This window comes from Pseudomonas guariconensis (assembly GCF_015680235.1).
GTDB lineage: Bacteria > Pseudomonadota > Gammaproteobacteria > Pseudomonadales > Pseudomonadaceae > Aquipseudomonas > Aquipseudomonas guariconensis_A.
This window is the reverse complement of the sequence record NZ_JADLJL010000046.1, coordinates 17,730-28,935: the sequence shown is the minus strand read 5'-3', so window position 1 is coordinate 28,935 and position 11,206 is coordinate 17,730. Positions and strand designations below refer to the sequence as shown.

The window sequence follows — 11,206 nt, the reverse complement described above, 5'->3', positions numbered from 1 at the left end:
GCTACGCGCCCCATCGCGGCACAAGGCCGCTCCTACAGGATCACGCAAGGCTTGCCAATGGCGGGTTGCCTATGGGAGCGGCCTTGTGCCGCGATGGGCCACACCGCAGCCCCCTGTTACAGCTTTTGTAATAGTTTCCCTCTGTGAGGAAACACTCCACTGGCTGTAGGATCTTTTTCCCAATTTACTATCAAGGTCCCCATGAGCACCTTCTCGGAGCCCCCCAGTCCTCGGCCGTCCCGGCCTTCTTTCCCGCGTCTGCGTGACGCCTTTGACATGAGTACCTCGCAATGGAATGGCTAGCCGACCCCACGGCCTGGCTGGGCCTTGCCACGCTGATCGTGCTCGAACTGGTACTGGGTATCGACAACCTGGTCTTCATCGCCATCCTTGCCGACAAACTGCCGCCGCACCAGCGCGACCGCGCGCGGGTCATCGGCCTGAGCCTGGCGTTGATCATGCGCCTGGGCCTTTTGGCCAGCATCTCCTGGATGGTCACCCTGACCGCGCCGCTGTTCGAGGTGTTCGGCAAGAGCTTCTCGGGCCGTGACCTGATCATGCTGTTCGGCGGTGTATTCCTGTTGTTCAAGGCCACCATGGAGCTGCACGAGCGCCTCGAAGGGCACGTTGCGCAAACCAGCGGTGTGACCCGCCATGCTGCGTTCTGGCCCATCGTCGCGCAGATCGTGGTGCTGGACGCGGTGTTCTCCCTGGACGCAGTGATCACGGCTGTGGGCATGGTCGAGCAGTTGTCGGTGATGATGATCGCCGTGGTCTTCTCCATCGGCATCATGATCGTCGCCAGTAAGCCGCTGACGCGCTTCGTCAACGCCCACCCCACGGTGATCATGCTGTGCCTGGGCTTCTTGATGATGATCGGCTTCAGCCTGACCGCCGAAGGCCTGGGCTTCCATATCCCCAAAGGCTACCTGTACGCGGCCATCGGCTTCTCGTTGCTGATCGAGCTGTTCAACCAGCTGGCTCGTGCCCGACGCAAGCGCAGCCTGCAGCAGCACCGGCCGCTGCGTGAGCGTACCGCCCACGCTGTGCTGCGCCTGATGGGGGGCCGCACCGTGGCGGCCGATGAGGTGGGTGAGGAAATTGCCGACCTGGTCGAGGGCAGCGACGAGCAGGTGGTCTTCGACCGACGCGAGCGGGTGATGATCAGTGGTGTGCTGAACCTGGCCGAGCGGCCGATCCGCACGGTGATGACCGTGCGCGCCGAGGTCGACACCATCGACCTGGCGCAGCCGGCCGAGGCCATCGCCCAGGCCCTGGCGAACTCGCCCTATTCGCGCCTGCCGCTGATCCGCGGCGGCCGCATCGAAGAGCCGTTGGGCTTCGTGCACAAGAAGGAGCTGCTCAAGGAGTGGTTATCCGGCGGGCAACCGGAGCTGGAACGCCTGGCACGCGCGCCGTTGAACCTGCTGGAGAGCTTCAGCATTCTCAATGCCCTGGAGCAGATGCGTGCCCAGTCGACCCACATTGCCTTCGTGGTCAACGAGTTCGGTGATTTCACCGGCGTACTGACCATGACCGATATCCTCGAATCGATCGCCGGCGAACTGCCGGATGCCAGCGAAGTCAGCGGGCCCGGGATCGTCGAGGAAGAGGGCGGTTTCGTGGTCAGCGGTGCCCTGAACCTGAGCCAGGTCCAGGCGCGTACCGGTTTTGGCGCTCGTGCCACCGAGGACTACCAGACCTTGGCGGGCCTGGTGATGAGCCTGCTCGACCGCCTGCCGGTGATCGGCGACCGCCTGGTGTGCGACGGCTGGACGCTGACCGTGGTAGCGGTCGAGGAGCGCCGGGTTCGCCAGGTGCGCCTTACACCGAGCGGCGACGTTGGCGCAGCAGGTGCTTGATGCCCTCGAGGATCAGCACCAGCACCGCGGCCCAGATCGGTAGGTAGGTCAGCCACTGGTCGGGGCCGATGGTCTCGCCCAGGAGCAAGGCGACGCCGACCAGCAGCACCGGTTCGACATAGCTGAGCAGGCCGAACAGGCTGAAAGGCAGTAGCCGGCTGGCCAGCACATAGGCGATCAGGGCCGAGGCGCTGATCGCCCCGAGCAATGGGATCAGCCCATACAGCGCCGGGTGTTCGGCAAGGTCTGCGGCGGTCAGCGGGTTCTGCACCACGAAATACAGCGCCCAGGGCAGCAACAGGCACATGTCGCACCACAGCCCGCCCAGGTGGTCGGTGCCGCAGCGGCGGCGCAGGACGAAATAGATCGGATAGCCGATGGTCACCACCAGGGTTTCCCAGGCGAAGCTGCCATTCTGGTACAGCTCGTGGCCCACGCCGAGGACGGCGCACGCCACCGCGATCTTTTGCAGGCGCGACAGGCGCTCGCCATAGACCAGGCGCCCGGTGAGTACCATGGCCAGCGGTAACAGGAAGTAGCCCATCGACACTTCCAGGCTGCGGCCATGCAGCGGCGCCCAGAGGAACAGCCACAGTTGCACGCCCATCAACCATGAGGTGCCGATCATGCCCAGCAGCAGGACCGGGGCCTGGCGCACCCGTGCCAACAGGCTACCGACCAGCTTCCAGTCCTTGGTGGCCAGCATGAACAGGGTGAGGCAAGGCAGCGTCAGCAGGGTGCGCCAGGCAAAGATCTCCTCGCCATCCAAGGGCGCCATCAGGGAAGTATAGAAGTACATCACTGCGAACAGACAGGACGCCACGACCGACGAGAGAATGCCTTTTGACACGAATGCCTCGATTTACGAAGTTGAACAGGTGATCAGTTCGGCATGATCTCAGGGCGTACGTCGTGGGGCAACCGCGCCCTGCCTGGACGGGCGGCCAGGGCTTGAAGAAAGTCGCCAACAGGCATCGGTCGGCCGAACAGGTAGCCCTGCTGGAAGTCCACCTGGTGACGCGCCAGGTAATCGCGCTGGACGTCGGTTTCCACACCCTCGGCAACGATCCCCAACCCCAGCTTGCCCGACAGCTCGATGATGGTGTCGAGGATATGCTGGGAAAGTGCATCGCCTCCGATCATCGCGACGAAGCTCTGGTCGATTTTCAGGTAGTCGACCTTGAACTGGCGCAGGTAGTTGAGGCTCGACTGGCCGGTGCCGAAGTCGTCCAGGGCGATCATCACGCCCATTTCATGGAGCTTCTCGAACAACTCCAAGGTGACCGGCGTGGCTTCGATCAGCTTGCGCTCGGTCAGCTCCAGGGTCAGCACCACGCGCCCCGGCGGGAAATGCTGGAGGAAGGTACGGCAATCATCCAGCAGACCCAGGTCGCGGCAATGGTCGGCGGTGATGTTGATACCGATGTGGAAGCCGTCCTCGAGCAGCGCGGCATAGGGTGCCAGGCCCTGGGCGGTATGCAGCATCAAGGCACGGGTCATGGGGACGATCTGGCCGCTGTGTTCGGCATAGGGAATGAACAGGTCCGGACGCACCAGGCCTTCGCGCGGGTGGTTCCAGCGCATCAGCACTTCGACACCGGCCCAGCGGTAGTCGTCCTTGCGCACCACGGGCTGGAAATAAGGCAGGAACTCATCGGCTTCCAGCGCCCGTTGCAGCTCGGCGCGCGGTGACAGGGCGCGGCGCACCTGCCAGCGGCAGACCGCGCCTGCCAGCACCCCCAGTACCAGCAATAGGCTGAGCAGGGCCGGGTAATGCTCGGTCATGAACTGGCTGCGCTTGCCCGGCGTGTAGCCGCCATGGACGCTGAAGGGGTAGCGGGTCGATGACTGGACCACCGCCGCGATGGCAGCCTGTGGCGGCGTACCGGTATGCACCACGCCTTCCTTGCCTATCCAGTTGTTACCGACCTGAAGTTGCAGCTCTTCCTCCGGGCCGATCAGCTTCAGCGCGGTGGTCAGGTGCTCGCTGTCGACCACGGTGATGGCGCCACCCTCGCCTTTGCTGAGGCGATAGGCCAGCAAGGAATGGCCCGGGGTGACCGCGTTGCCCTTCATCAACCACAGGCGGCCATCGGTGTAGTCGCGTGGGTCCACCGGTTCGTCGAAATTGCCGAACAACGAGGAGCAGTACAGGGTATGGTGCTGGAACAGGTTGGTAGAACGCACGAAGGCGTTGCGGGTGACCTGCCCGCGCAAGGCCACGTCGATCTCGTCGCAAGGGCGACCGACCAAGGGCAACAGCTCCCTGGCAGCGCTGGAAAGGTTGTCGAGGATATGCTCGACCTGATTGACCACTTGTCGGGTTGTGGCCTGGCTGCTGTTGTGCAATTCGCGCTGGGCCTGCCATTGCATGACCCCCAGACCACACAGCAGCGGCAGTGCGCCAATACCCCAGGGGAGGAGGGAACGCCAGCTCCAGCGGGCGCGTTTGACCGATAAAGGCATGCTCATCCAATCTGTTTGAAACCAATTCGCAGAGGATAGCCGTTTGTCGGGTTGAGCGGTGAACTAAAGCGCGACAAATGATTTTACGCCCTGTAGAATCGAGTTACGAATACAAGAATAAGGTTCTCCGCGCCCCGGGGAATCAAGCCCGCCGAGAATGGGTCCATATGACATACCATGGGTTCAAGCTGATCATTGGTGACTTCCTTGCCCGCAGCGTGCGCGGCATCCCGTGCTCGCCACCACGCCTGTCCGACATCCAAAGCACCTGACACATTTTTCGCTTGATGAGGACACACACAATGGCTGATATCTTCGACAACCCGATGGGCCTGATGGGCTTCGAGTTCATTGAATTCGCATCGCCTACCCCTGGCGTGCTGGAGCCTGTATTCCAGATGCTCGGCTTCACCAAGGTGGCCACCCACCGTTCCAAGGATGTGCACCTGTATCGCCAGGGCGGCATCAACCTGATCCTGAACAACGAGCCCAAGAGCGTCGCCTCGTACTTCGCCGCCGAGCATGGCCCGTCGGTGTGCGGCATGGCGTTCCGCGTGCGCAATGCCCATGAAGCCTATGCCCGTGCCTTGGAGCTGGGCGCCCAGCCGGTGGAAATCGAAACCGGCCCGATGGAGCTGCGCCTGCCGGCGATCAAGGGTATCGGTGGTGCGCCGCTGTACCTGATCGACCGCTACGAGGAAGGCAGCTCGATCTACGACATCGACTTCAAGTTCATCGAAGGCGTGGACCGCAATCCCGTCGGTGCAGGCCTGAAGATCATCGACCACCTGACCCACAACGTCTACCGTGGCCGCATGTCCTACTGGGCGGGCTTCTACGAGAAGCTGTTCAACTTCCGCGAGATCCGCTACTTCGACATCAAGGGCGAGTACACCGGCCTGACGTCTCGCGCCATGACCGCGCCGGACGGCATGATCCGCATCCCGCTCAACGAAGAGTCCTCCAAAGGTTCGGGGCAGATCGAAGAGTTCCTGATGCAGTTCAACGGCGAAGGCATCCAGCACGTGGCCTTCCTCACCGACGACCTGCTCAAGACCTGGGACGCCCTGAAAGGCTATGGCATGCGCTTCATGACCGCGCCGCCGCAGACCTACTACGAAATGCTCGAGGAGCGCCTGCCAGGTCACGGTGAGCCGGTGGACCAGCTGCAATCGCGCGGCATCCTGCTCGACGGTGCCTCCGAAGCTGGCGACAAGCGCCTGCTGCTGCAGATCTTCTCCGAGACCCTGCTGGGGCCGGTCTTCTTCGAGTTCATCCAGCGCAAGGGTGACGATGGCTTCGGCGAGGGCAACTTCAAGGCCCTGTTCGAATCCATCGAGCGTGACCAGGTTCGTCGTGGTGTGCTGAACGTCGAGTGATCGCAACGGCAGGTTGCCTCAACGCCTAGTAGAGGTGGCCTGCCGGCCTTTGTTGCGTGCCCTGAATATTACCCAATAGGTAATCGCCCCGGTCAGCAACCCTACCAGCGCCAGGGATGGGAGTATCTGCAACATCGACTGGCGTATTTCACTTGCCGTAAAGCCCTCCGGGTACCCGCCTTTTACCGTATAGCCGTGCTTGCTCGAAATCGCACTGCGGTAGAACTCCGATTGCGAAGGCCTCTCTGGATCACGACTGTCTCCCATGTCCCAGATGTATTTCGTGCCGAATTCCAGTACCAGCACCATGCCGTCCTGGAAGCCGCGCAGCTCGTTGCGCAGCTCGATGCCATAGGCGGTCGCGATCACACCTGGGTTGGCATAGGCAAGGCGCAGTTCGACGACGACGCCATTGGGCGTGATGGGCGAGTTGAAATTGAGCTGCACATGGGTGCTGGGGCTGTAGAACGTGGGCCTGTCGGCGATGAACGTCTCGATGCTACTGCAATAGGGCTGCCCGTTTCGGGTGAGGACAAGCGAGCGGATCCGCGGGTCTCCTGCGGCAAGCCTTTCCAGGGCTCCGGCGATTTCGTCACACGGCTTGCCGGCCAGCGAAAGCGCAGTAGAGGCTGCCGTCTGCAAATTGTCCAGTACCCTGTCGACGGCAAAGATCGCTTCCTGGACCGAAACCTGGGCATTCTCTTCGAGCTTGCGCTCCAACTGGTAGATCATCACCAGCAGGCCCGACGCCATGGGAACCAGGCTGATCGTCAGGATGAGCAACATCTCCAGCAGGCTGCGCCCTGCATGGGTGAACTTCGACATGGCCGTTACCCCTCCCGGCAAAGAGTCCGTCAGTGGACGGATTGCAGGGCAGGTTAACGGGGTCTGAAGTGGCCGGACTGTAGCCGCTATCTGCTTGTACTGCGGGGTATTGGACGCGCCGTTGTGGGAGTCATGCCGGTTTCTTCAAGCGCGCCAGTACCTGCTCGGCCACCAGGGCACTTGAGGCTGGATTCTGCCCCGTGATCAGCCGGTCGTCGCTGACCACGAACCCGGCCCAGGGGTCGTCATGCTTGCTGTACCTGCCGCCGCGAGCCACCAGCTCGTTTTCCGTGAGGTAGGGCACCACATTGTCCAGCTCTGCCAGCTTTTCTTCGGTATTGGAAAACCCAGTGACCTGGCGTCCCCTGACCAACAGGCTGTTGTCGCTGAGCTTGATGTTCAGCAGGCCGACGGCTCCATGACACACTGCCGCCACTACGCCGCCGGCCTCGTAGATTCGCCGGGCCAGTTCCTGCAGGCCGGTGTTTTCCGGAAAGTCCCAGATCACGCCATGGCCGCCGGTGTAGTAGATCGCGCAGTACTGGTCGACCTTGACCTGGGTGGGGGCAAGGGTTGTGCCGAGGCGGTTCATGAAGGCTTTGTCGTCATACCATTGCCAGTCAAGCTCGGGTGCCATCTGCAGGCTGTGGGGGTCGATCGGTACATAGCCGCCGGCAGGGCTGACATAGTCAACGGCATAGCCGGCCTTCTGCACCGTGTCGACGAAATGAACTGCTTCGCCCAGCCACAAGCCGGTGGGCCGCTTTAGCGTCGGGTATTTTGCCGTGTTGGTCAGCACCACCAGGATCTTCTTGCTCATGACCGTGCTCCACATGCCTGGAAAGGGCCCGGATTCCCCGGGGCAGAGGAAAACCTAATGAGCATAGCCGTCCATGGCGGGAAAGCCATGCATGGGCCTGTGGGTGGACGGTTGGGAGAGCGTCCCTCTCGATCATGATTCGCCGAGCATCTGCGCGACGCGCGTGTGTAACTGGCTCAGTTCGAAGGGCTTGCTGATCACCTGCATGCCTGGTGCGAGGAAATCGTCCCGCGCCATGGCGGTTTCGGCGTAGCCGGTGATGAACAATACCTGCAGGCCAGGCCGTAGCTTGCGTGCAATTTCCGCCAGCTGTCGACCATTCATGCCGGGAAGCCCGACGTCGCTGACCATCGAGGCAATCGGTTGTGAGGCGTGCGGCATCGCTGGTGCACAGGCAGGCGAGCCCCGCGCTTGTCAGCAAGCGCGAGGTGCGCAGCGATCTGCGAAGGTGCCAGGATCAGCACACGTTCGTCCAGGGGCAACGCAGCGGACAAGGCAGCACTCCTGTGCCAGTGGGCAGTCGATACCCACTGGACCACGGGATAAAGGCAGGGGTTCAACGTGGGATGGGCAAATCGCCTACAAGCCTTGCTGCAGTAGCGGGTCGTCGGGGTTTTGCCGTTCCAGCTCGGCCAACAGGACCTGGACGTTCTGCAATTGCCCGGTCTCCTTCCAGTAACGGATCAGCAGTACGCGGGCACGGCGGTTGGCCGGCTCTCGAGCCAGCACGGTTTCCAACTGCTTCTGGGCCGCATCGACCTGGTCCAGGTCGTGCAGGGTCACGGCCAGGACATAGCGGTAGTCAGTGTTGTCCGGTTCCAGTTCGACGGCCCGGGAAAAGGCTAGCAAGGCATACTCCTGTTGCTCATGGCGGAGCAGCCATAGCCCCAGTTCATGCTGGAGGAACGCGGAATCCGGCCGCAGTGCCAAGGCCTTGGCCAGCACTTGTCGAGAGGCATCGTGCTGCCCTTGGCGTTCCAGCAGGCGCACCTGCATGGCCAGCGCATCCAACCCGTCGGGGGCGGTTCGCAGGCTGCGTTGCAGGGCTGCTCCGGCCTGCTCATAGGCATCTTCGTGCAGATACAGGCGCGCCAGGTGGACCTGTGCGGCGGCATCCTCTGGCTGCGCCTCCAAAGCCTGCTGATACTGCTCCAGAGCATCCTGCAGGGGGCCGAAATACAGGCCTATCGAGTCCGGGTCCAGCCCGAGCAGGGCGTCGACCGCGGCGAAGCGTACGCTCTGCTCGTCGTCTTCCAGCAAGGGGCCCAACACCAGGCTGCGCTGGGCGGGCTGCAAGAGCCTGCGAACGCTGGCGATGGCGGCGCGGCGCACCAGCGGGTCGCCATGGTCCAGACCCTGGCGAGCCAGCTTCAGCGCCTGCGGCGAGGGGTAGTTGGGCAGTTCGGCATACAGTGCGGCGCGACGGATCGCCGGCAGGTCGTCGCGCTGCAACTGCTGATAGAGCACCCGCGCCGCGCCAGGCTCGCCGTTGTGCGCCTGGCGCAAGGCCTTGGCGTAGCTGTGTGGAGGTTGGGCGGGCGCTGCGGGTTGGTCGTCGTGCCACAGGTAGCCGGCCACACCCGACACCAGGATCAGCAGCAGCAGGGCGACCAGGTAACGGCGGTGGTTGGGCATCGGGCGGTCCGTGACAGCGGGAAGGGCAGAGCTTGGGGCAGGTGGGCGGCAAATGCAACGGGGCTGCCTGGGCTGCGGATGCTGTAGCAAGGTCGGTGGCGTGGTCTGTTAAGATCGGCCTTTTTAGCAAGGCGAGGGAGCCGATCGATGATCATCACCACCACCAGCCAGCTCGAAGGCCGCCCGGTTGCCGAATACCTGGGTGTGGTCAGCGCCGAATCGGTGCAGGGCATCAACTTCGTGCGGGACTTCTTCGCCCGTTTCCGCGACTTCTTCGGAGGGCGTTCGCAGACCCTGGAAAGCGCCCTGCGTGAGGCTCGCGAGCAGGCCACCGAGGAACTCAAGGCGCGTGCGCGTCAATTGCATGCCGATGCGGTGGTAGGCGTGGACTTCGAAATCAGTATGCCGTCCGTCCAGGGAGGCATGGTCGTGGTGTTCGCCACCGGCACGGCGGTTCGCCTGAAGTAGCGCGTGCCGCTGGTCGGCAGTGATGCATTTGCCCGGCTGGTCTGCAAATGACTAGCTAGTCTCATTCGGCGGGCCATCGCTTGTCCAGGGAGGCATATTGCTTGCCGGCATGGCCGACAACCGGGGAACTAGGGCATGAGCGAATCCTTTTTCGAAGATATGAACGACGCATTCCCGATCAATAGCCAGGTCCGTTGCGGTCAGGCGGCTGTGCGCCTGGGCTTCGCCAACATGACCTTGAACGAATCGGAGCAACTGCGCCCAGCGCACCTGCAGCGCAGCAAGAAGGGGCGTTTCACCCCGCGTATCCCCTTTAGAAAATGACCTGTAATGCGGTTTAGGGGCTGCTTTTGCAGCCCTTTTTCATGAGCGCTGCCCGTGAAGTGCGTCACACCCGACGGTGCTTTTTTATTCGTATTCGTTGATCTTGCTCATGGCATTGGCAGGTGACCCTCGCCGAAGGGGGGAGGTTGTGCTTTTCTTGCGCGGACTTCAGCACAAGGAGATAGACCATGCGCGTCAGGGAAGAAACCTATTGGCAATGGGCCGATGCCAATCTGCATGCGCGTTGCCATGATGAAGTGCTCAGTGACGGTACCACCCTCGATGTCCAGGTTCGCCTTTCAAGGCAAGGCACCACGCAGCTGTTTCTCGGGCTGTATACCCGCGAAGGCAAAGCCCTGGTGGAGGAGTACCATCCGGCCCGGCCTGGCGAGACCATGACCCGTGCCCTGGCCAGCGGCGTGGAACGGGCCAGGGCGCTGGCGACCGGCGCCTTAGCCCTACCGGCCCGGCCAACCCGTCGCCGTCAGGCCTGAGCCCGGCGGTTGCGGCTGGCCTGGACGATGCGTTCGGCCGGTACCCGCAACTGGCGCAACAGGTATTCGGCAAATTCTGGAGCCCAAGGTTGCAGGGCGATGGCGTCGGCCATGCAGGCCAGCCAGAGGCTGGCCTGCACTTCATCGATCGGCCATTGGGCATGAAAGGCCGGGATGGCGATCGAACCATAACGCTCGCCATACAGGCGTGGCCCGCCGAGCCAGCCACTGAGGAAACAGGCCAGCTTGTCGCGCGAGCCTTGCAGATCGTCCGGGTGCATCTGCCGCACGCTGGCCGCTTCCGGGCGTTCATCCATCAGCCGGTAGAAGTCGTCGACCAGGCGGCGCAGACCTTCGATGCCGCCAGCGGCCTGGTAAGAGGCATCGCCGGTGCCATAGGCGGGGGTAGTCATCGAGCGGCTCCGCAGGAACAGGGGCGGGCATTATAACAGGCATGAAAAAGCCCGACCTTGGGGGCCGGGCTCAAGTGCGGTGTACAACTCAGTTCAGTGGGTCGATCACCTTGACTGCCTGCCGCTCACGGACGGTAGGCCATTCTTGTTGCAGGGTCTGCAGGACGCGGCCGACGAATTCGGTATCGGCGGCGGCCTTCTTGCCGACGTAGCCCTGGCCACGGCGATAGACCTTGAAGCGGGCGCGCATGCTGGGCATGTGCGTTTCGAATTCATCCTCGACCGTGTTGGGCGGCAGGCGGTCAAGGCGTACCTCGCCGGTCTGGCTGACCCACAGCAGGTGGTCGTCGAGGCTGTCCTTGCGCGCGGCGAACAGCTGGGCCAATTGGTCGATCGTCGGATTGTTGTTCAAATTCATCATAAAGCCCCCATTACCCGTCAGTTAGTGATTTCACACTTGGCGCCACGGCATGTAGCGCACTACCAAGGCTGCTACAGCAGCATCGCAACAGGGGCTTTC

General features: G+C 62.7%; 12 protein-coding genes and 1 pseudogene. 5 read left to right on the top strand and 8 right to left on the bottom strand.

Annotated features, from left to right (window positions below; translation table 11 throughout):
* Nucleotides 1-290: 290 nt before the first annotated feature.
* Nucleotides 291-1,862 carry a TerC family protein gene (locus IRZ56_RS21555; RefSeq protein ID WP_196146798.1) on the top strand — a complete coding sequence of 524 codons (1,572 nt, stop codon included), beginning with the start codon at nucleotides 291-293 and terminating at the stop codon, nucleotides 1,860-1,862.
* Here IRZ56_RS21555 and rarD read toward each other — a convergent pair.
* On the bottom strand, nucleotides 1,825-2,712 hold the full coding sequence (gene rarD / locus IRZ56_RS21550; RefSeq protein ID WP_196146797.1) for an EamA family transporter RarD: 888 nt from the start codon (nucleotides 2,710-2,712) through the stop codon (nucleotides 1,825-1,827). The genes IRZ56_RS21555 and rarD overlap by 38 nt on opposite strands.
* A gap of 32 nt (nucleotides 2,713-2,744) precedes the next feature.
* A complete protein-coding gene (locus IRZ56_RS21545; RefSeq protein WP_196146800.1) occupies nucleotides 2,745-4,328 on the bottom strand; it encodes a cyclic diguanylate phosphodiesterase in 1,584 nt (527 codons plus the stop codon).
* Nucleotides 4,329-4,630: 302 nt separating this feature from the next.
* Between IRZ56_RS21545 and hppD the strand changes: the two genes are divergently transcribed.
* A complete protein-coding gene (hppD, locus tag IRZ56_RS21540) occupies nucleotides 4,631-5,707 on the top strand; it encodes a 4-hydroxyphenylpyruvate dioxygenase (protein WP_084857636.1) in 1,077 nt (358 codons plus the stop codon).
* Nucleotides 5,708-5,725: 18 nt separating this feature from the next.
* Here hppD and IRZ56_RS21535 read toward each other — a convergent pair whose 3' ends face one another.
* The 4 genes and pseudogenes from IRZ56_RS21535 to IRZ56_RS21520 all read right to left on the bottom strand — a co-directional run bounded on the left by IRZ56_RS21535 (nucleotide 5,726) and on the right by IRZ56_RS21520 (nucleotide 8,987).
* Nucleotides 5,726-6,532: a CSS-motif domain-containing protein gene (locus tag IRZ56_RS21535; RefSeq protein WP_196146796.1), complete on the bottom strand. Its 807-nt coding sequence runs from the start codon at nucleotides 6,530-6,532 to the stop codon at nucleotides 5,726-5,728.
* Between the two features lie 130 nt (nucleotides 6,533-6,662).
* Nucleotides 6,663-7,352 carry a type 1 glutamine amidotransferase domain-containing protein gene (locus IRZ56_RS21530; RefSeq protein WP_196146795.1) on the bottom strand — a complete coding sequence of 230 codons (690 nt, stop codon included), beginning with the start codon at nucleotides 7,350-7,352 and terminating at the stop codon, nucleotides 6,663-6,665.
* 132 nt (nucleotides 7,353-7,484) lie between these two features.
* Nucleotides 7,485-7,706, bottom strand: a pseudogene (locus IRZ56_RS21525) (response regulator); the annotation flags it as partial.
* 225 nt (nucleotides 7,707-7,931) lie between these two features.
* Nucleotides 7,932-8,987, bottom strand: coding sequence for a tetratricopeptide repeat protein (locus IRZ56_RS21520; protein ID WP_196146794.1), 1,056 nt, complete (start codon nucleotides 8,985-8,987; stop codon nucleotides 7,932-7,934).
* Nucleotides 8,988-9,134: 147 nt separating this feature from the next.
* Here IRZ56_RS21520 and IRZ56_RS21515 point away from each other — a divergent pair, with 147 nt between their 5' ends.
* The 3 genes from IRZ56_RS21515 to IRZ56_RS21505 all read left to right on the top strand — a co-directional run bounded on the left by IRZ56_RS21515 (nucleotide 9,135) and on the right by IRZ56_RS21505 (nucleotide 10,273).
* Entirely contained in the window at nucleotides 9,135-9,455 is a 321-nt protein-coding gene (locus IRZ56_RS21515) for a YbjQ family protein (protein ID WP_196146793.1), read from the top strand.
* A gap of 135 nt (nucleotides 9,456-9,590) precedes the next feature.
* Nucleotides 9,591-9,779 carry a hypothetical protein gene (locus IRZ56_RS21510; RefSeq protein ID WP_196146792.1) on the top strand — a complete coding sequence of 63 codons (189 nt, stop codon included), beginning with the start codon at nucleotides 9,591-9,593 and terminating at the stop codon, nucleotides 9,777-9,779.
* 188 nt (nucleotides 9,780-9,967) lie between these two features.
* Nucleotides 9,968-10,273 carry a hypothetical protein gene (locus IRZ56_RS21505; protein WP_196146791.1) on the top strand — a complete coding sequence of 102 codons (306 nt, stop codon included), beginning with the start codon at nucleotides 9,968-9,970 and terminating at the stop codon, nucleotides 10,271-10,273.
* Here IRZ56_RS21505 and IRZ56_RS21500 read toward each other — a convergent pair.
* Both IRZ56_RS21500 and IRZ56_RS21495 read right to left on the bottom strand, forming a co-directional pair.
* The gene (locus IRZ56_RS21500; protein ID WP_196146790.1) at nucleotides 10,264-10,686 is read right to left on the bottom strand and encodes a group II truncated hemoglobin; all 423 of its coding nucleotides are present in this window, start codon (nucleotides 10,684-10,686) and stop codon (nucleotides 10,264-10,266) included. The two genes, IRZ56_RS21505 and IRZ56_RS21500, sit on opposite strands and share 10 nt — an antisense overlap.
* Before the next feature lie 88 nt (nucleotides 10,687-10,774).
* Nucleotides 10,775-11,107 (bottom strand): hypothetical protein, encoded by a 333-nt coding sequence (locus IRZ56_RS21495; RefSeq protein WP_196146789.1) that lies wholly within the window; start codon nucleotides 11,105-11,107, stop codon nucleotides 10,775-10,777.
* Nucleotides 11,108-11,206: the final 99 nt, after the last annotated feature.

Coding starts and splice junctions, on each gene's coding strand:
- IRZ56_RS21555 (WP_196146798.1), top strand. CDS start 291: ATGGAATGGCTAGCCGACCCCACGGCCTGGCTGGGCCTTGCCACGCTG.
- IRZ56_RS21545 (WP_196146800.1), bottom strand. CDS start 4,328: ATGCCTTTATCGGTCAAACGCGCCCGCTGGAGCTGGCGTTCCCTCCTC.
- hppD (WP_084857636.1), top strand. CDS start 4,631: ATGGCTGATATCTTCGACAACCCGATGGGCCTGATGGGCTTCGAGTTC.
- IRZ56_RS21535 (WP_196146796.1), bottom strand. CDS start 6,532: ATGTCGAAGTTCACCCATGCAGGGCGCAGCCTGCTGGAGATGTTGCTC.
- IRZ56_RS21530 (WP_196146795.1), bottom strand. CDS start 7,352: ATGAGCAAGAAGATCCTGGTGGTGCTGACCAACACGGCAAAATACCCG.
- IRZ56_RS21520 (WP_196146794.1), bottom strand. CDS start 8,987: ATGCCCAACCACCGCCGTTACCTGGTCGCCCTGCTGCTGCTGATCCTG.
- IRZ56_RS21515 (WP_196146793.1), top strand. CDS start 9,135: ATGATCATCACCACCACCAGCCAGCTCGAAGGCCGCCCGGTTGCCGAA.
- IRZ56_RS21510 (WP_196146792.1), top strand. CDS start 9,591: ATGAGCGAATCCTTTTTCGAAGATATGAACGACGCATTCCCGATCAAT.
- IRZ56_RS21505 (WP_196146791.1), top strand. CDS start 9,968: ATGCGCGTCAGGGAAGAAACCTATTGGCAATGGGCCGATGCCAATCTG.
- IRZ56_RS21500 (WP_196146790.1), bottom strand. CDS start 10,686: ATGACTACCCCCGCCTATGGCACCGGCGATGCCTCTTACCAGGCCGCT.
- IRZ56_RS21495 (WP_196146789.1), bottom strand. CDS start 11,107: ATGATGAATTTGAACAACAATCCGACGATCGACCAATTGGCCCAGCTG.